The organism is Sinomonas atrocyanea (genome assembly GCF_001577305.1).
In the GTDB taxonomy this organism is placed as follows: domain Bacteria; phylum Actinomycetota; class Actinomycetes; order Actinomycetales; family Micrococcaceae; genus Sinomonas; species Sinomonas atrocyanea.
Genome location: NZ_CP014518.1, coordinates 903,066 through 920,501, shown reverse-complemented (window position 1 = coordinate 920,501; position 17,436 = coordinate 903,066). Strand labels below are relative to the sequence as shown.

General features: G+C 64.9%; 16 protein-coding genes. 5 read left to right on the top strand and 11 right to left on the bottom strand.

The genetic code is table 11. The annotated features are described in order from the left end of the window. Positions 1-22: 22 nt before the first annotated feature. Positions 23-1,021 carry a Fic family protein gene (locus SA2016_RS04400; RefSeq protein WP_084249309.1) on the top strand — a complete coding sequence of 333 codons (999 nt, stop codon included), beginning with the start codon at positions 23-25 and terminating at the stop codon, positions 1,019-1,021. 796 nt (positions 1,022-1,817) lie between these two features. Here SA2016_RS04400 and SA2016_RS22610 read toward each other — a convergent pair. The 5 genes from SA2016_RS22610 to SA2016_RS04380 all read right to left on the bottom strand — a co-directional run bounded on the left by SA2016_RS22610 (position 1,818) and on the right by SA2016_RS04380 (position 6,263). Continuing rightward, the gene (locus tag SA2016_RS22610; protein ID WP_371326656.1) at positions 1,818-2,057 is read right to left on the bottom strand and encodes an AAA family ATPase; all 240 of its coding nucleotides are present in this window, start codon (positions 2,055-2,057) and stop codon (positions 1,818-1,820) included. Positions 2,058-2,132: 75 nt separating this feature from the next. Next, complete coding sequence (locus SA2016_RS20705; protein WP_084249307.1) at positions 2,133-2,852, bottom strand: glucosamine-6-phosphate deaminase; 720 nt, start codon at positions 2,850-2,852, stop codon at positions 2,133-2,135. A gap of 254 nt (positions 2,853-3,106) precedes the next feature. Then, positions 3,107-4,447 (bottom strand): ABC transporter substrate-binding protein, encoded by a 1,341-nt coding sequence (locus SA2016_RS04390; RefSeq protein ID WP_066495745.1) that lies wholly within the window; start codon positions 4,445-4,447, stop codon positions 3,107-3,109. 48 nt (positions 4,448-4,495) lie between these two features. Then, on the bottom strand, positions 4,496-5,392 hold the full coding sequence (locus SA2016_RS04385) for a carbohydrate ABC transporter permease (RefSeq protein WP_084249306.1): 897 nt from the start codon (positions 5,390-5,392) through the stop codon (positions 4,496-4,498). After that, positions 5,379-6,263: a carbohydrate ABC transporter permease gene (locus SA2016_RS04380; RefSeq protein ID WP_066495744.1), complete on the bottom strand. Its 885-nt coding sequence runs from the start codon at positions 6,261-6,263 to the stop codon at positions 5,379-5,381. The genes SA2016_RS04385 and SA2016_RS04380 overlap by 14 nt, the downstream gene beginning before the upstream one ends. 617 nt (positions 6,264-6,880) lie before the next feature. Between SA2016_RS04380 and SA2016_RS04375 the strand changes: the two genes are divergently transcribed. Together SA2016_RS04375 and SA2016_RS04370 are read left to right on the top strand one after the other, a co-directional pair. Then, entirely contained in the window at positions 6,881-7,606 is a 726-nt protein-coding gene (locus SA2016_RS04375) for a PIG-L deacetylase family protein (RefSeq protein ID WP_066495743.1), read from the top strand. Between the two features lie 43 nt (positions 7,607-7,649). Beyond that, the gene (locus tag SA2016_RS04370) at positions 7,650-8,996 is read left to right on the top strand and encodes a 6-phospho-beta-glucosidase (protein ID WP_066495736.1); all 1,347 of its coding nucleotides are present in this window, start codon (positions 7,650-7,652) and stop codon (positions 8,994-8,996) included. A gap of 18 nt (positions 8,997-9,014) precedes the next feature. On the opposite strand, the gene SA2016_RS04365 is transcribed toward SA2016_RS04370, so the two are convergent. Then, complete coding sequence (locus SA2016_RS04365; RefSeq protein ID WP_066495732.1) at positions 9,015-9,770, bottom strand: DeoR/GlpR family DNA-binding transcription regulator; 756 nt, start codon at positions 9,768-9,770, stop codon at positions 9,015-9,017. A gap of 97 nt (positions 9,771-9,867) precedes the next feature. On the opposite strand from SA2016_RS04365, the gene SA2016_RS04360 reads away from it, so the two are divergent. Next, positions 9,868-10,959: a carbohydrate kinase family protein gene (locus SA2016_RS04360; protein WP_066501995.1), complete on the top strand. Its 1,092-nt coding sequence runs from the start codon at positions 9,868-9,870 to the stop codon at positions 10,957-10,959. 599 nt (positions 10,960-11,558) lie between these two features. Here SA2016_RS04360 and SA2016_RS04355 read toward each other — a convergent pair. Genes SA2016_RS04355 through cuyA form a run of 5 tightly spaced genes read right to left on the bottom strand, consistent with a single transcriptional unit; the run spans position 11,559 to position 16,438 of the window. Then, complete coding sequence (locus SA2016_RS04355; RefSeq protein ID WP_066495729.1) at positions 11,559-13,091, bottom strand: sodium:solute symporter family protein; 1,533 nt, start codon at positions 13,089-13,091, stop codon at positions 11,559-11,561. Beyond that, positions 13,088-13,348: a DUF3311 domain-containing protein gene (locus SA2016_RS04350; protein ID WP_066495727.1), complete on the bottom strand. Its 261-nt coding sequence runs from the start codon at positions 13,346-13,348 to the stop codon at positions 13,088-13,090. The genes SA2016_RS04355 and SA2016_RS04350 overlap by 4 nt, the downstream gene beginning before the upstream one ends. A 58-nt stretch (positions 13,349-13,406) precedes the next feature. Next, positions 13,407-14,690 (bottom strand): amidohydrolase, encoded by a 1,284-nt coding sequence (locus SA2016_RS04345; protein WP_169803046.1) that lies wholly within the window; start codon positions 14,688-14,690, stop codon positions 13,407-13,409. After that, entirely contained in the window at positions 14,674-15,435 is a 762-nt protein-coding gene (gene cuyB / locus SA2016_RS04340; RefSeq protein WP_066495723.1) for a cysteate racemase, read from the bottom strand. Before cuyB ends, SA2016_RS04345 begins: the two co-directional genes overlap by 17 nt. After that, a complete protein-coding gene (gene cuyA / locus SA2016_RS04335) occupies positions 15,428-16,438 on the bottom strand; it encodes a D-cysteate sulfo-lyase (RefSeq protein ID WP_066495719.1) in 1,011 nt (336 codons plus the stop codon). Before cuyA ends, cuyB begins: the two co-directional genes overlap by 8 nt. 208 nt (positions 16,439-16,646) lie before the next feature. Between cuyA and SA2016_RS04330 the strand changes: the two genes are divergently transcribed. Continuing rightward, complete coding sequence (locus SA2016_RS04330; protein WP_066495717.1) at positions 16,647-17,315, top strand: GntR family transcriptional regulator; 669 nt, start codon at positions 16,647-16,649, stop codon at positions 17,313-17,315. Positions 17,316-17,436 lie beyond the last annotated feature (121 nt).

Genomic DNA, 17,436 nt, shown 5'->3' with positions numbered 1-17,436 from the left:
GCTCGAGGACGCCGCGGTCGCCGTGCGGGAATTCGACGCCGAGCTGGGGGCAGGCATCGCGCCGTTCGCCTCGGTCCTGCTGCGGACCGAGTCGGTGTCCTCGTCGATGATCGAGAACGTCTCGGCCAGCGCGCGAAGCGTCGCCATGGCCGAGCTGGGCGACACCTCCAAGCGCAATGCCACCCTCGTCGTGGACAACGTGGCGGGGATGAAGGCTGCCCTTGCCGCGGCGGACGACACGACCCCGCAGAGCATCCTCGCCATGCACCGGGCCCTCATGGTCCACGCCGACCCGGACCAGGCAGGCCGCTGGCGGCAGGAGCCGGTGTGGATCGGCACGAGCGCCCGGAACCCCGTGGGTGCCGACTACGTCGCGCCCAGGTTCGAGCGGGTCCCTGCCCTCATCGAGGACCTCGCCGACTTCGTCCGCCGGGACGACATCCAGGTGCTCGCGCACGCGATGCTCGCCCATGCCCAGTTCGAGACCATCCATCCCTTCACCGACGGCAACGGCCGCACCGGGCGCGCGCTACTGCAGGCGATCCTGCGCGGGAAGGGGCTGACCCGGAACGTGACCGTGCCGATCTCCGCCGGGCTCCTCGTCGACGTGCGCGCCTACCACCGCGCGCTGGACGCCTACCGCGAGGGCCAGCCGGACGAGATCGTGCAGATGGGGTCCGTTGCCGCGTTCCGGGCCATCGAGAACGGCCGCCGCCTGGCCGCCGACATCACCCGGGCCCGCGAGGGCTGGAACGGGAAGGTCACAGCCCGGGCCGACAACGCCGTCTGGAGGGTCATGGACCTGCTGGAGCGCCAGCCCGTCGTGACCTCGCGGGTCGTCGAGGATGAGCTCGGGCTCGCCCGCAACACGGCCTGGCGCGCGATGACGATGCTCGAAGAGGCCGGGGTCGTCGTCGGGGTCAACAAGCACAAAATGGGCCGCAACTGGCGCTCAGAGGAGGTCCTCAGGGCGCTCGACGCGTTCGCGCAGCGCGCGGGACGCCGTGGCCGCACCGACTGAACGACGGCGGCCATCGCCGGCCGACGGCCGCTGCACGCGCACTGCCGCGCGCGCACGCAGGAGGACCGGTAGCTTGATCCCACGACCGAGCTGAGCGTCGGCGGTCCCGGCCGACGTCTGGACGAGAGCGCGCTTCCTCGGACGCTTCAACTCAGCCGGACGCGCGTTTCCAGTCATGGGTTCCTTTAACGAGACTCAATGCCGAACGGGCGGGAACAGTCCCGGCCGCCACGCTCCGGGGACTCCTGCAACGGGCTTCAATTGCGCGGGGCCCGTGGTAGGCGCATGTTCCTCGCGATGTGCTTGCCCGTGCCCAGCAGGACGCGGTCGGGGCGCGCCAGCAGCTGGCCAACCAGCTCCGGTCTCTGCTCAGGCTCTTCTTCCCCGCGGCGTTAGAGGCGTTCGGCGTCTGGCAGCACAATCTCGCGCGACCCGAGGCAAGGGCACTGCTCGCCATTGCCCCGACGCTAGGAGGAGCGGCACGGCTGAGTGCCACGAGGATTGCCACCGCGCTCCGCCGCGCCGGCCGCCAGAGGTCCACCGACACAGAAGCCGTCCGCCTCCGGGGCCTTCCGGGGAGACTACGCGCGTCAGCCCCAGGCAGTCGAAGACGCAATGGGCCGCCAGCTAGCAGCGCTCGTCCTCCAGCTCGACACCGCCTGCCGCGCCGCCCACGCCCGCACAGCCCGCCGCTGCTTGACGCCTTCGCCCCGTGAGATGTCTATCAGTGATCCGCGACCTCCAGTAGGGCACCGGTGACAACACCCCCGAGTCCTGGACGACTGGGGGCAGAACATCATGTCGGCACCCGACCGACCAACAGCCCGCTCGAGGGCCTGGACCGCTGCCCGCAAGCGCCAACGCGTCGGCGGGCGACGAGGGTGGGGCGGAGGTTGAAGGTCATGAGCACGCAGCAGTCTCCGAAGCCGATGGTCTCGTTCTCGCTGGCCAGGGGTGGCAAGCCGTTGTCCATGATCGGCAGCAGCGTGCGCACGACCGTCGGGCACGCTTTCTCGACCTCGTCGAAGAGAACGATCCCGGGGCTGTAGGGACTTCCTTGAATCTTGCGGTCGAATAGGCAGAGGTTCTCCTGGCGCCTGATCGTGGTTGTTCAAGTGCCTACGAACCGGGCCGAAGACCGGTCGAGGACGATCGTGACGTGAGGATGGCGTTGGATCATGGAGGCGGGGAAGGCTTCGGTGATCGGTCCCTGGACCGCTCGTGCAACTGCTTGTGCCTTATGCGGTCCGTTGGCGACGAGCAGCAGGTGCCGGGCTTCGAAGATGGTGCCGAGTCCTTGGGTGATGGCATGGGTGGGAACCTCGTCAGGCGAATCGAAGAAGCGTGCATTGTCCCTCCTCGTCGTTTCCGCCAATTCGACGACCCGTGTTCGCGAGGAGAACGACGACCCCGGCTCATTGAAGCCAAGGTGGCCATTCGTCCCTATTCCGAGGATTTGCAGGTCGATTCCTCCAGCGCACCGTATGGACGTCTCGAATCGTGCGGCTTCGTCCTCCGGGGCGGGAGCAAGCCCATCGGGCACCCGAACGAGGGAGGGACGGAGGCCGAGGGGCTGTATCACCTCCCTCCGAATTACGTGCCGATAACGCTGTTCGTGGCCCGGGCCGAGCCCCACGTATTCGTCAAGGGCGAACGCCTTGACGCCGTCAAGATCGAGGTTCTTCTCCTGCAGCGCCTCGTATGTCGGTAGCGGCGATGAACCTGTCGCAAGGCCCAGGACGGCTCGTGGGTTTTCCACGATGCAGTTCGCGACAACCGCGGCAGCCGCTGCGCCGGCCTCCCGGGCCGAGGCCGTTCTGATAACTTCCACTGCCGGTAAGACCTCCTGGCTGGGACCCGGCAAGGTCCTGTGTCGACTGAGGTCCGACGCCGAGGCCGTCTCCTCGGTAGGGCATCGCGGAGGGACGCGAACGGATCCCGAACGATTTAGGCCCCTGCATCGGGAGCCACCAACAGCGGGAGGGGCCTGCGCAGATGCCTCGCCTCGGAGCACCGGCTGTCTCGCTGTTCAACGGACGTGCCCGAGACCGTCCGCTCATGATGGGCGCACGTGCCCTCAGACTCTCAGCCGTTCATTGCCTTGTTGCCGGCGTCCTGTGCCTGTTGGAGCCCGCTCTGCACGGGCAGCTGTCCGAGGAACACCTGGTCGAGGAACGGCTTGGCCGCGGTGGAGGCCGGTGTGAAATTCTGTCCGGCGTAGGCCGGGATCGTCGGCTTGTTCTTCACTACGTCGAAGAACGGCGACACATCCACTCCCTGGCCTTTCCAGTAGTCGAAGTAGGACTGCTGGGCGGCCGTTACGCCGGGCAGGTTCGCCCCGGTGGCGCCGATCGGAGCGTTGCCCTCTTTGGTCCCGATCCACTTGAGCACTTTCTCCGTGGCGGCCTGGTGGGAGGTTTTCACGTTGCCGACGGCGACGATCCCGTTGGTGACGCTGACCGCTCCGGCCGGTCCGGCGGGGAGCATCGCTGTGCCCCACGCGAACTTCGCGGACTTGGAGATGTTCGCCATGTTGTAGAGGCCGGACTGGAAGAGCGCGATCTTGCCCTGCAGGAAGGCGTCCAGCGTGTAGTTCCCGTTTCCATTGGTGTCGGCTGCGCTCGGCGAGACGTGGTACTTGTTGATGAGGTCGACCATGTACTGGAAGGCGGTGACCGTCTTCGGATTCGTGAAGGTGAAGTCTGCAGTCTGCGGGTCCTGCATCGTGCCGCCGGCCGAGCCGACGAAAGGCAGCATAATGGCCTGGCCGTCCTGAGCACAGCTGTAGCCCCACTGGGTCGCATTGCTCGGATTGAATCCGGCCTGGTCTGCGGTCTTGCCCGAACTGTCCTTGGTGAGCTTCTGTGTCGTCTTGATCAGTGTGTCGTTCTCACCTGAGGGGTTCCATGTGAGGTGGGATATGTCGGCCGGGGAAATTCCTGCGTCGGCGAGCAGCTTCTTGTTGTAGTACACGCCGATACCGCCGTCGGAGAGCTGTGGGACTCCCCAGAGCTTGCCGCCGTCCGTGAACTGCTTCACGACGGCGGGCTCCCAGCCCTGCTCGGCGGAGGCTGCATCCGAGCCGTAGATCGAGCCGACATCGATGAGGTCCCCTGCTCTGGCGTAGCTGAGATAGTTCGACTTGTTGATCCAGTAGACGTCATCGGCGCTTCCGCCGGCGACGTCCGTGCGCAGTTTGGTCCAGTAGTTCGCCCACGGTACGACGTCGACTTTGACGGTGATCTCGGGGTTCTGCTTGTGGAACTCGGCGAACGAGGTCTCGTAGGCCGCTGCGGCATTCTTGTCCCATAGACGGAACGTGACCGTGGTGCTGCCCGGCGAGGAGTTGGCGCCGGTGCACCCAGTCAGCGCCAGCGCCGCCGCTGCGATTGCGCCAATCGCCAATGTGATGCGTGAGGATCCCATGGTGTTCCTTTCGGCTGGGTCATGCCGGTGTCGGGGTGATGCTGGGGCCTAACGGAAGCTCGTGATCGCAATCGAATTCACGATCTGCCGGTTGAAGATCAGAAAGATGATGATGAGCGGCGCCATCGCCAGAGTCGTGGCTGCCATGACAATGGTCCAGTTCCCGTTGTACTGGCTCTGCATGCTCGCTGTCGCGACGGTGATGACGCTCAACGACGGGCTGCCCGTGATGATGAGAGGCCACAGAAAATTGTTCCAGTGCGTAACAATGGTGATGATCGTCAGCGTCACAATGATGGGCCGCGAGAGCGGGACCATGATCCGCGTCAGGATCCTCCACGTGCCGGCTCCGTCTATCCGCGCGGCATCGACAATTTCTTCCGGGATGCCTCGGAAGTACTCCCGCAACAGGAAGATCGCGTAGGGCGATCCAAACATGTACGGGAGCACTATCCCCCAGAAGGTGTTGCGCAGACCCGCCTCGGTGAGCATCAGGTAGAGCGGAACCACCGTGACGACAGCAGGAATCATGAGGGTCGAAAGATAGAGCCAGAAGAGTACGTCACGGCCAGGGAAGCGGAGCCGGGCAAAGGCAAACGCCGCCAGGATGGAGAAGGTGAGCTGCCCGACCAGCACAACGAGAACATACCCGGCAGTAACAATGATCGAGTGGCCGAAATCCACCAGCTCACCGCTGAAGAGACCGGCATAGTTCTGCATGGTGAATGGCGCGGGCAGCGACAGCGGAGATTCGGTGGAGAACTGCTGGGGGGTCTTGAACGACGTGATGATGCTCAGCGCGAACGGTCCGAGCGTGATCAGCGCGCCCCCCAGAAGGATCGCGTAGGTAGCGAGCGTCCCCCAGCCTCGAGACGTCGCACGGCCCTTGCGGTCCATGGCCCCAATGGCGGATCGGGTGTCTGGCGTCTGCTCAACTAAGGTCATAGGTGATCCTCCGGCGGAAGTAGAGCTGCTGCCCGACAGTGATGGCCACGAGGATGAGGAACAGGATGAGCGCTGTCACTGCGGCCTGGCCGAGGTCGAACCCCGTGAATGCCTTTTCGTAGATGCGATAGGCAATGATGTCAGTGGCGTTCTGGGGACCGCCCTGCGTCAGGGAGTAGATGGTGTCGAACACCTGGAAGGCGCTGATCACCGTGGTGACCAGAACGAAGAAGAGGGTCGGCCGCAGCAGCGGCAGCTTGATGCTCCAGAAGATTCGCGTAGACCCGGCCCCGTCAATCCGGGCGGCTTCCACCAGCTGCTCGGGGATGACGGCGAGGCCTGCCATGAAGAACAGCGTGACGTACCCCGTCTGGGACCAGATGCTGACGATGGAGACCGCCGGCAGCGCCAGCGATGGGAGCGTCAGCCACGGGACATGGGAACCCAAGAGCACGTTCAGCATCCCCCCTGTGGGCTGGAAGATCCACCTCCAGACGATGCCGAGCGCGAGCGGCGCGGACACCCAGGGAATGACGTAGATCACCCTGAACACGCCGGAGCCAGGCAGACGTCGGGAGAGGAGCACCGCGGCGAACAGCCCTAGCGCGGTCTGAGCAGGAATGACGAGGACTACGAACAGGACGGTCGTCATGAGCGAGTCGATGAAGGTAGGGTCGCCCAGAACCGCCAGCCAGTTCGACAGCCCGACGAACTTCAGCGGTGCGACAAGATCCCATTTCTGGAAGCTGAGCCAGGTGACCACCACGATCGGCGTCAGCAGGAAGATGACCACTCCGAAAAGGCTGGGCGCGAGCAGCGCGTACCCGATCCGGTCTCCGCGACGACGCGAGGCGCTGATCGATCTCTTCATCTTGCCTTCCATTGATCGCCCTGTTCTAGGCGGCTGCGCGCCTCTGGAGGGATGCGAATCATTCTGCGTGGATATGATCGAGTTTGCAAGCCTTCCGCGCCCCCGTCTTAGTTCTTGCTTCCAGCGACATCCCTAGGCGGTTCTTCAGGGGGCCCACGGCACGCCGTTTCCAGTGGCGGGATCTGGTAGCTGGAACTCCGATCCGCATCCGGAGCGCGCGGCCTGTCCACCCCGGCCACGCGGACCCGAAAAGACCAACTTCGTCCCGCCGCGCTGCTGCTGTGGTTCTAATCGGCCCCGGCTGAGCCGGGATGCGGCTGCGGCCCTGCATCGACGAGGCACCCGGGGTGGGCACCGGCGCGGACTCCGGCGGGGGTCACCGAAGGCCCAGAAGCGCTCTTTCCCCGACCCAAAGGCCAGCCCTCGAGCACCCGTCCTGCGCGTCGTACCACTCCCCCCTTGATGTGCCCCAGAAACACGCCAGGAGCAATGCAAATCCAGGATCGCATGTATGACCGCAATTGACCGGGTTTGAGCGAACTTGCTAATCTCGGCTGCATCATCCGTTTCAGAGCGGACGGCCGACTGGAAGTCCGACCAATCTAAAGGAGCGTGGCGTGACGGCAGCCGAAGAAACCGCACCTCTCCGAGTGCTCGCGATTGCGGCCCATCCCGACGACGTGGACTTCAACGCCGCGGGCACTGTGGCGAAGTGGGTGCGCGAGGGAATGGAGGTCACCTACCTCCTTGTCACCTCGGGTGACGTCGGCGGGTTCGGAAGCGTTCCGCGAGATCAGATCGTCTCCACACGGCGAAAGGAGCAGATCTGGGCGGCGCGTGCCCTCGGGGTCGAGGACGTCCGGTTCCTCGAGGACTATCGCGACGGCGACGTAGAAGTCACCCCAGCCCTCGTACGGGACCTCACTCGTGTGATCCGCCAGGTTCGCCCGCATCGAGTCCTCTCCCTTAGCCCCGAGCGGGACTGGTTCCGCGTGCATCAGGGGCACCCGGATCATCTCGCTACGGGCGAGGCCACGGCCCGCGCAGTGTACCCTGCGGCCCGGAATCCATTCGCCTTCCCCGAACTGATCTCCGACGAAGGACTGGATGCATGGACGGTGCAGGAACTATGGCTGATGGCCCACCCCAATCCCAATCACGGCGAAGACGTGACCGAGGTGTTCGACGTCAAGATCCGTGCGCTGCAGCATCATGCCAGCCAGTTGCCGGAGCCGGAGAGCCTGGAGGAGCGACTGCGGTCCCGGATGACGCGCAGCGCACAGAGGCTCGGGGCGCCGGAAGGCAGGCTCGTCGAATCTTTCCTCAAGGTGGACGTCAGTTGAGGGGGCATAGTCTCGTGGAACGAGGAAGAGGGGAAGCAGGGTCATGAAGCTGGCGATCCTGGGCGGTGGCGGCTTCCGCACGCCCTACATATACAGGGAGCTGCTGCGCGACGACGTACCTTTCGTCGAGGAGGTGGTGCTGTTCGATATCGACGAGAGGCGGCTGCATGCCATGCGCGCTGTCCTCGCGCAGCTGCGCGATCCGAGACGGGACGCCCCTCGAATCACCACCACCACCGACGCCCGCATAGCCATAGCGGGCGCATCATTCGTCTTCGCGGCCATAAGAGTCGGCGGCCTCGAGGAACGCCGTTGTGACGAGCACATTGCCTTGGACCTCGGCGTACTGGGACAGGAAACGACCGGGCCGGGGGGCATCGCATTTGCGATACGCACCATACCCGTCATGTTGTCCTACGCCCGGCTCGTCAAGGAGCTGGCTCCCGATGCCTTCTTCCTCAACTTCACCAACCCTGCCGGCATCATCACCGAAGCGCTGCAGAGCGTGCTCGGGGACCGCGTAGTCGGGATCTGCGACACCCCCTCCGGCCTGATCAGGCGGGTAGCAGCGCTTCTCGACGTCCACCCCACAGAGGTGTCCGCCGAGTATGTGGGCCTCAACCACCTGGGCTGGCTGCGGGCAATCAACTATGACGGCCATGACCTTCTGCCGGAGTTGATCGCGGACGACACCAGGCTGAACGCACTGGAAGAAGGCCAGGTCTTCGGCCTCGACTGGGTGCGCGCCCTCGGGGCCATACCGAACGAGTACCTCTTCTACTACTACTTCAACCGGGAGGCGGTTCGATCACTCCTGAATGCTCCGTTCAGCCGTGGCGACTACCTCGCACGGAGCCAGCAAGAGCTGTTCGCACGCCTCGACCGAGAGCCCGGAATGGCTGCACGTCTCTGGTTCGAGGCTGTGAGCGACCGCAACGCCAGCTATATGGCGGAAGCCCGGGGCGGGATGCAACGCGAGGATGGCTCCTCGGAGGAAGACCTTCTCGAGAAGGGATACGCAGGGGTCGCGATCGGTGTCATGCGGGCGATCGTCCAAGGTCAGAGCGCCACCATGATCCTCAATGTGCGCAACGGGTCCACGATCGCGGGACTCCCCGACGATGCGGTGATCGAGGTGCCGGCCTCAGTGGACTCGATGGGCGTGCATGCCCTTCCTGCTGCCGCCCCGGACCTGGACCAGTTGGGCCTCATGCAACAGGTCAAAGCGGTGGAACGGCATGCAATCGCAGCGGCGGTCCACGGCGATCGTTCGGAGGCGCTGAAGGCATTCGCGCTGCACCCGCTGGTTGACTCCGTAAGTGTCGGCACGCACCTGCTGGCCGGCTACCTCGAGCGCATCCCGGGGTTCGCGGCTGCGCCGGCCGTCTGAGGGTCCGTGTCCCCCTGGTCAGGAGACCTTCATCACGGCGGTCCCGCTTCTCCTGAATTCAAGCAGGTAGTCGTCGGGGGTCCCCGCGCTCGTGATGAGTGTGGAGACCCTGTCGGGCCCGCAGACAACCCTCAGCCCCGTGCCTGGGAACTTCCTCTGGGTGGCCAGGAGAACCACTCGCTCCGACGACTCGATCATCTGCTGTTTCACCGAAACTTCGACAGGCGTCGTGTCCAGCACCCTTCCGGCCTTCGTGATCCCGCTAGTGCCGAGGAAGGCTATGTCGGCATGCAATTGGCGCATTGCATTCTCGGCGAGGAACCCGACCGTCGAGAGGTAGTTCCGGCGGAACTGCCCTCCCAGCAAGATCAGTTCCGTGCGATCGGCGCCCTTCATCACCTCAAACACAGCAAGGTTGCTCGTGATCACAGTGATCGGTCGCCCGGCCAGCAGCCGGGACAGTTCCAGGACAGTGGAGCCGATATCGAGCACTACGGTGTCCGAGTCGGAGACAAGTTCGGCCGCCGCCTGTGCTATCCGCTGCTTCTCGTCTCGGTCCGTGCTGTCAGAGTAGGTGAAGGGAACCTCGGCCGGGCCCTTGATGACCGCCCCACCGTAGGCTCGGACAAGCCGCCCGGCCTCCGCCAGCCTATTGATGTCGCGGCGCGCCGTCGCCTCGCTGACTCCGAGTTCGTCTACTACTTCTTTGAGCGTCAGCGACCCGCGCTGGGTGAGCATCTTGATGATCTCGTCGTGCCGCCGATCGGGAATCATCTGCTCACGATAGCTCAAGGTGCCCAAGCATGCGCGAGTTTGAATGAGTAAGCCTTGGAAAGCGTCAGACTTTGACCGAACATGCTAATGTGTGGTCATGGGAATGAATGGATCCGACGGCGTTTCCACCCCTCGGAACCAAGACGAACCGGTCTACGACGTCTTCTTGGCGGGGCCGGTCTTCATGGACATAGTCTTCTCGGGGATGCGGCACGCGCCGGTCCTTGGAACTGAGACCTGGGCCGAGGTGATGGGATCCTGCCCGGGGGGAATCGCAAACATAGCTGTTGCCCTCAGCAGGCTTGGCCTGTCGACCTCCCTTGCGACTGCATTCGGCGACGACGCATATGGCGATTTCTGCCGAGACAGCCTCGAACTCGCCGAAGGCATCGAGCTCAGCAGATCCGTCCGTATGACCGGCCGTCACACCCCGCTCACCATCTCGCTCGCCTACGACGGCGACCGCACCATGGTGTCCCACGGCCACATCAATGAGCATCCCGAGGTCACCGATGACCTTCCCGTGGCCCGCGCAGTATTCGTCTCCCTCGGCTCCGGAAAGGAAACACGATGGCTGGCACAGGCCAAGGCAGGCGGGGCTCGAGTCATTGCCAACAGCGGATGGGATGACACCGGGCAATGGGACCTCACCACGATGGAAGACCTCCCGCTGGTCGACGTGTTCGTCACGAATGAAGTGGAAGCGCTCCTGTGGACGAAGACCGCTGACGCCGCATGCGCCGCCACGCGGCTTGCCGACAACGTAGGTCTTGCCGTCGTCACTCGCGGGGCTGCCGGCGCCCTCGCTGTCGATGCGGCCACCCGTACCGTCACCGAAGTTGGCGGGATCGGAACCCCCGCCATCGATCCCACTGGCGCCGGGGACGTGTTTGTGGCTGGACTGATGGCGGGCTTTGAGCTCGGATGCACCGTGCGTGAAGCACTCACCATAGGCGCGGTAGCAGCTGGTCTCTCCGTGCAGCGTATCGGCGGTTCCCTCTCGGCCCCTGTTGGAGACGAGCTGCGAACTTGGTACGAGGGGCACGACGAGCGCGGACAACACCGATTCGAATCGGACTACGGTTTCCTCCAGGAGCTGTTCCCACCCACCAGGCAGGTGCGACGCACGCGACGGGCAGTCCCCACTGTAGGCTTCCGTCCGAACACAGCTGACTATTCAAGCCGATAGGTACGCGCCCGGGCCTTACCTTGGAGGGTCGCATGGAACGACTCCAGACGGCGCCGCCGAGATCGGCCACGGTTCGAGCGCTGCTTCTGCATTGAGTGAAGTTTAGCCAGAAGAAGTTCGACACGGCGTTCCCGCGGATTCGGGGATCGTGGTGGGGCCCGAAGGCGCATCAGAAACCGGCGATGCCGGGTTCGTGCATGAGCCTCGTAACCTCACGGAGCCTCGCACAGCCACGTCACGGAGTAGGCGTCCCGGTGGCCAGCGACGAACTGGAAGCGGCTTGCCAGTTCGTCGCCGCCACGAAATACTCCGCCGCACACAGGATGGTCCTTCTCCGTCTGCAGCGTCTGTGCACACGTGTACACAAGCCGACGTTCTCGACCCGCAACCGCGCCAGCTCATCTACCGCCGAGGCGAGCACGGCCGCGGTCCCGCGGCGATCCCCGCGGTAGTCAGCCCTTCTGTTCCCCATGCAGCGCAATCGCGTCGCGGCGGGACTCATCCGGGCAGCTCTTCCCTGCCAGAAGGGGATCGTCTCTCCTCCCCCGGGATTCGAGCGTGTCGGCGCCACAGGGTCAAGCCCCCAGAGCTCTTCGTTGCTACTCGGAGCGGCCCCGGAGTGTTTCAGTCAGCTCGCTGACATCTCCTTCTTCACGTCGCCGTGAATCATTCAGCGGTGCGTCCGGGACGCCCACGCGTACCGCGGCGGCGGGCGGAGCCGGGGTGAGCACGCTGATGCCGATCATCAAGGCAGTGTTGACGGCGAGTGCGAGTATTCCCACGTCCATGCTGGAGAAGGTGGCCCACCAGCCCTTCACTGCAGGAATCCCGACGATGAGCAGCCCAGTGATTGAGCCGATGGCCATCCCCCATGCGCTCACCTTGCGCCAGAGGAGGGATGCGAGCATGCCTGGACCGATCTGGGCGATGCCGCTGTACGCGACGAGCAGCAGCGCGATGATGGTCTGGTTCGAGTTCACCGCGAGCAATGCTGCGGCCAGCACTGCGAGAAGGGTGCCGACGCGTGCCGTCACCAAGCGGTGGCGGTCGGAGAGGTCTGCCGCCGGCCTGTAGATGTTCCTGGCGAAGGTCGTGCCGACAGTGAGGAGCATGACGGTGGAGGGCACTACAGCGACGAGGGCGGCGGTCCCTGCTGCCAATCCGACGAACCATGCCGGGTAGGAGTGCGCGATCACGGCTACGAGGGCCTCGTTGGAGTCCTTCAGCTTGGGCAGCGTGAGGAGCGCGGCGAAGCCGATGAGGAAGACGAAGAAGTAGGAGAGCGTGTACAGGGGCTGCAGGACTGCATTCCTGCGGATGGTTCGTTCGCTTCGTGCCGTCAGGTTGGCCTGGAACGAGTGGGGCCACATCCAGTAGCCGACATTTGTCATGATCAGCGCGGACATGTACCACCAGACGGTGTAGTGGGCTTGAGGGCGCAGGCCCGGCAGCGCTGCATAAGCCGGGTGCTGGGCGGACATCCGATTCAGGATGTCTCCGATGCCGCCGAGGCCTGTCGCGATCCCGATAGTGGCGACCACGGCAACGAGAAGGATGATGACGAGCGTGTCCTTGACGATCGAGGCGAATGCGGAAGAGCGGATCCCTGCGGTGAAGGTGAACACCAGCAGTACCAGGGCGCCGGCCACGACGGCGGCGCTGTTGTCGATCTTCCCAGCGAAGAGCACCCTGGTGATTGCCGCCAGGCCCGTCAGCTGGACCTGGACATACGGAATGAGGGCCAAGATGCCGATGGCCGAGACCAGCGCGGCGAGCCAGCGCTTGTCGAACCTTGCCAGTATGTAGTCGCCTTGGGACATGACGCCGTGGTCCCGTCCGGCGCGCCAGATGCGCGGCAGGAGCCAGTAGCCGAGCACGTAGCCCAGGGGCGCGTTGGCAATGATGTAGAAGCCCGGCGCACCGTGCTGGTATGCCCAGCCGGCTGCGCCGAGCAGGGCAAACGTCGTGTAGATTTCGCCGGCGGAGAGGAACCACAGCAGCATTCCCCCGAAGCTGCGACCGCCGACCGCCCACTCCTTCATGTCCATCCGGCCGCGCCGCCTGGACATGAAGACGGTGCTCCCTGCGGTCGCCGCAACGATGAAGACGCCGATCCCGATGGCGAGGCTCACTCGTCGGCCCCCCCGGCCTTGGGCTCGCGTCGCTCATCGATGCGCCACACGATCGCGAGCACCCCTGTCGTGACTAACACGCCGGCGAGCATCCACCACAGCAGCAGGGGAACTCCGGCGGGGGCCGCGTGGGTGGTTCCGACAGCGGGTATGGCCGCGATTGACCAGAGGTAGGGGATCGCCAGCAGGATCAAGTGGCGCCGAGGCCGCGGAACGGTTCGCTCAGGCTTGATGTCGGGCCGGGTCTGATTCGTCATCGGTCATCTCCTTTGAGAACGGATGAAGGGTGATCGGAGTGGCTGGCTAATGTGAGGCTCAGTGCGCATTCTCGGAGCGGATCATGCGGGTGAGGAGCCGGATTGCTCCGGGGATTGCGGTCTCGTCGATGTCGAATGTCGGTGAGTGGTGGGGGCCGTAGTCGCCTGAGCCGAATGCGAAGTAGCAGCTGGACCCGCCGTTGCCGGTGACTCGGCGCATGAATGCCGTCGCGTCGTCGCTGGCCACACGGTTGGTCGAGGGTACGAGCTCCAACTGCTCGGCCAGGGCGGCGCTGGCGACCCGGTCTTCGGCTTCGCGGTCGTTCGCGGCCGTTGTCACTGCGCCGACCAGCTCGACGTTCACGCTGAGCCCATATGCTGCTGCAGCCCCCGCAAGCACCGTCCGCGCCCGGGCTTCGAGGTCCTCGTTGACTCGGCCTTCGTCGGCCCTGGTCTCCAGTAGCATCTCCGCGCGGTCAGGGACTATGTTGCTCGACGTACCAGAGTTGAGCGCTCCCACGTTTACACGGGTCTCGTGTCCTGGGAAGTGCGGCAGCGTGTGCAGAGCGAGTGCGGCAGAGGCTGCGCCGAGGAGCGCATGGCGGCCCTGTTCGGGTGACATCGCTGCGTGTGCAGAAAGTCCTGCGAAGGTGGCGCGCAGCTTCGAGTTCGCCATCAGCCCCGAAATGTGCGGACACACGACGCCTGTTGGCAGCCCCATGCCCAGGTGTAATGCGTAGAACCGGTCGATGCCGTCGGTGAGGCCCGGCGCCGCAGCCATAGCAGCACCTCCCCGCCCACCTTCCTCAGCAGGCTGCAGCAGCAACGTCACCGATCCGGCGAAATCGCGGTTCTCAGCCAGCTCGGCCGCCAGTCCCAGCGCGATCGCAAGATGGCCGTCATGGCCGCAGGCGTGCATCACGCCGTCCCATTCGGAGGCAAATCCCTCTTGCGCCGGGGAGTGGGCTTCGGCGTTTGACTCCTGGAGGGGAAGGGCGTCCATGTCTGCCCGAAGCGCAACGGAAGGACCGGGCCGGGCACCGGTCAAAGTGGCCCTGACAGCGGTCATGCCTCCCTTCATCGCGGGCAGGAAGCGGGGATCTCCGCCGGTGCCTGCCGCCCGGGACCATGCCGCCTCGAGCTGGTCATCGGGCGGAACGCCGAGCCTGCTCGCGCGGTCCATCACCGCAGCACCTGTTTGAACCTCCCAGCCCAGATCAGCCAGCATTCCCGCAGCCCGGCTGGCTGTGCGGAATTCACAGAAGCCCACCTCTGGGTAGCGGTGGAAGTCACGGCGAACCTCGACCACCGACATGGGCAGACCTTTAGGTGCGGAGTTCATGCTCGTCCTTCCCGGAGTTCTGGAGCTCATGGTCAGTCGGGGTCCGGCTGTATGCCCGACGCACAGTCTTCTCGGCCAGCAGCTGCGATGGGTCGGCTATGTTAAGGTCACCAACTGTCCCTGCAATCAGGACGGAGATCTCAGTACAGCCGGCGATGACCGTCGTGACCCCGCGGCGCCGGAGCTGCGAGAGAAGTCCGTGGGCCTGCTGCCGTTCCTCCGGACCCGTGCGCCCGGCCTTCACCGCGTGGACCAGCCGCATCAGGTCCTGCTGGGACGAACCAGAGGGCAGGACCGTCTCCCTTCCGAGGCCTCCCAGCGCTGATTGGTAGAGGCCCGAGGCGAGGGCGCCATCGGTGGCCAGCAGACCCACCCTGTCATTGGAGTCGGCCCTCTGGACCTCCTCCATGGTCACCTCGATGATGCTGAGGAACTCCACGTCTCGGCCGTTGAGCACCGAGGGGAGGTAGGCGTGAACGGTATTGCAGGGCGCAACGAGGATCTCAGCCCCGCACCGGAGGAGCTGGCCCACTCCCTCGTCCAGCCAAGGCGTCGGGTCCTGCCCCCCGGACAGGAGCGCCTCCTGCCGGTTAGGCACTGTGGGGTCCGCCCAGATGACAATTCGCAGGTGTTCCTGGTCGATGAGAGCCGGAGTGGCCCGGACCAGCTTGTCGTAGAAGTCGACCGTCGCGGCAGGGCCCATCCCGCCGAGGATGCCTACCAGCCGCGAGGGCCGCTCAGGCATGGTCCCCTGCGAGGACTTCGTCGGGGTAGGCATAGAGGGCCGGGGAGCCACCGGTGTGCACGAACAGCACATTGTCCTGCGGCTCGAAGACCCCCTCCTGGATGAGGCCGATGAGGCCAGCTGCGGCCTTGCCGGTGTACACGGGGTCGAGCAGGATGCCCTCCAACCGCGCGAAGGTCTGGATAGCGGCGGTCATCTCGGCTGTGGGCAAGGAGTAGCCAGGACCGACGAAATCGTCCCGGACGGTGATCATTCCCCTCGGGACCTCATGCTCGGCGCCTGCCAGCTTCGACGTCGCATTCGCGAGAACATGCAGCTTCTCCTCCTGGTCGACCTTCTCGGCGCGCACGCTGATGCCAGTGACGGGGACACCGCTGTGGCTGCCGTAGAAGCCCGCGACCAGACCCGCATGGGTGCCGCCGGACCCGCTGGCGCAGATCACGTGGTCGATGGGCAGGGACTTCTCGAAGGACTGCTCCAGGACCTCTTCGGCGCAGGAGATGTAGCCCAGAGCGCCGAGGGCATTGGATCCGCCTCCCGGAATGATGTAGGGCACCCGGCCCTCGCTGCCGGCTTGGTCGGCCATCTCCTGCATCGCTTGCATGAGATCGGTGCCGCCGGGCACGACGCGGATCTGTTCGGCCCCCAGCAGCCTGAACAGCAAGTTGTTCCCGCTGGCCTCGGGCTTGTAGGAACCGGGAACGCGCTCCTCCAGCAGGAGCCGGCACTTCAGACCTTCCTTGACCGCGGCTGCCAATGTCAGCCGGGCGTGGTTGGACTGGACCGCTCCCGTCGTGATGATTGTGTCGGCGCCCTGCGCCAGCGCATCGGCCATGAGGAACTCAAGCTTGCGTGTCTTGTTCCCTCCCGAGGCCAGGCCCAACAAGTCATCACGCTTGACGTAGACGCGGGGACCGCCGAGATGCTCGCTCAGCCGGGGCAGGAACTCGAGCGGCGTGGGGGCCGAAGTGTATCTCCGTCGGGGAATACGGGCAAGCTGCATGGAAGGCTCCTCTTCATCAGACTCAGGATGCAGGGACGATCGAGCGGGCTACGCAGAGAAAGCCCGCTCCATCCAGGCGAGCGGGGAAAACCAGATTTCAGGTTCGACCGCGCCAGTAGATTTGATTTTCGATTTAAAAGGAAGCTAGATCAGGCCGGGCAGGAGGTCAAGGGTATGCTCAGCCTGAGTTCTGGAACGCGGGAGAGAAGTGGCGATAGACGAAGAGGCGGCCCCGGTCCGAGGGAGCAGTTACGTTTCGGTCGCGTACAGCCAGATCCGAGGACTGATCCTGTCTGGAGAGCTGGCGCCGGGCCAGCGGGTGACGGTCCGGCCGCTAGCGGACCGGCTGAGCCTCTCGCAGACACCCATCCGGACGGCACTCGCCGCGCTTGAACGGCAGGGCATGCTCGAAGCTCAGGAGCATCGTGGGTACTTCGTTCCCCAGCTGGGGCGCGAGGACATGCTGGAGCTCTACGAGCTGCGGGAGGCACTCGATGGCATAGCCTCCCGCCGCGCCGCCCATTCTGAATCCAGAGCAAGTCTTGTAGACCGCCTGGAGGACCTTCTCCGGCAACAACAGACCTGTGTCGCCGAAGGTGACCTTGACGCCTATGGCGAGCTCGATGTCGCCTTCCACCAGATGATCTGGCACGGCTCAGGCAACCGCAGGCTGGCTGCGGTGTCCGACAACCTCCTGGGCCAGATGCGGATCGGGAACAACATCTCGGCACGAGCCCCGGGCCGACCTGAAGTCGCGCTGAAGGAGCACGCCGCCATCATCGAAGCCCTCAAGAACGCCGATGGCCCAGCTGCCGAACGCCTCGCCCGCGACCACGTCCACAGGACAAGCCTCGCCCTGAGCGAACTCCTCGACTGACACAAACCGCCGAGGCCTAGGTGTATGAGGCCATCCCGCGGGGGTCTACAAGCCTATGACTTACCCCGCCCGATTCGGGGGTCAGTAGGCGTCGTATGAGCAATGGTTCCTTTAACGAGAC

What these genes read in the sequence shown, in the direction of transcription:
- cuyB (WP_066495723.1), bottom strand. Translation starts at nt 15,435, where the DNA reads ATGCCTGAGCGGCCCTCGCGGCTGGTAGGCATCCTCGGCGGGATGGGC.
- SA2016_RS04370 (WP_066495736.1), top strand. Translation starts at nt 7,650, where the DNA reads ATGAAGCTGGCGATCCTGGGCGGTGGCGGCTTCCGCACGCCCTACATA.
- SA2016_RS04385 (WP_084249306.1), bottom strand. Translation starts at nt 5,392, where the DNA reads ATGACCTTAGTTGAGCAGACGCCAGACACCCGATCCGCCATTGGGGCC.
- cuyA (WP_066495719.1), bottom strand. Translation starts at nt 16,438, where the DNA reads ATGCAGCTTGCCCGTATTCCCCGACGGAGATACACTTCGGCCCCCACG.
- SA2016_RS04360 (WP_066501995.1), top strand. Translation starts at nt 9,868, where the DNA reads ATGGGAATGAATGGATCCGACGGCGTTTCCACCCCTCGGAACCAAGAC.
- SA2016_RS04345 (WP_169803046.1), bottom strand. Translation starts at nt 14,690, where the DNA reads ATGAACTCCGCACCTAAAGGTCTGCCCATGTCGGTGGTCGAGGTTCGC.
- SA2016_RS04380 (WP_066495744.1), bottom strand. Translation starts at nt 6,263, where the DNA reads ATGAAGAGATCGATCAGCGCCTCGCGTCGTCGCGGAGACCGGATCGGG.
- SA2016_RS04350 (WP_066495727.1), bottom strand. Translation starts at nt 13,348, where the DNA reads ATGACGAATCAGACCCGGCCCGACATCAAGCCTGAGCGAACCGTTCCG.
- SA2016_RS04365 (WP_066495732.1), bottom strand. Translation starts at nt 9,770, where the DNA reads ATGATTCCCGATCGGCGGCACGACGAGATCATCAAGATGCTCACCCAG.
- SA2016_RS04390 (WP_066495745.1), bottom strand. Translation starts at nt 4,447, where the DNA reads ATGGGATCCTCACGCATCACATTGGCGATTGGCGCAATCGCAGCGGCG.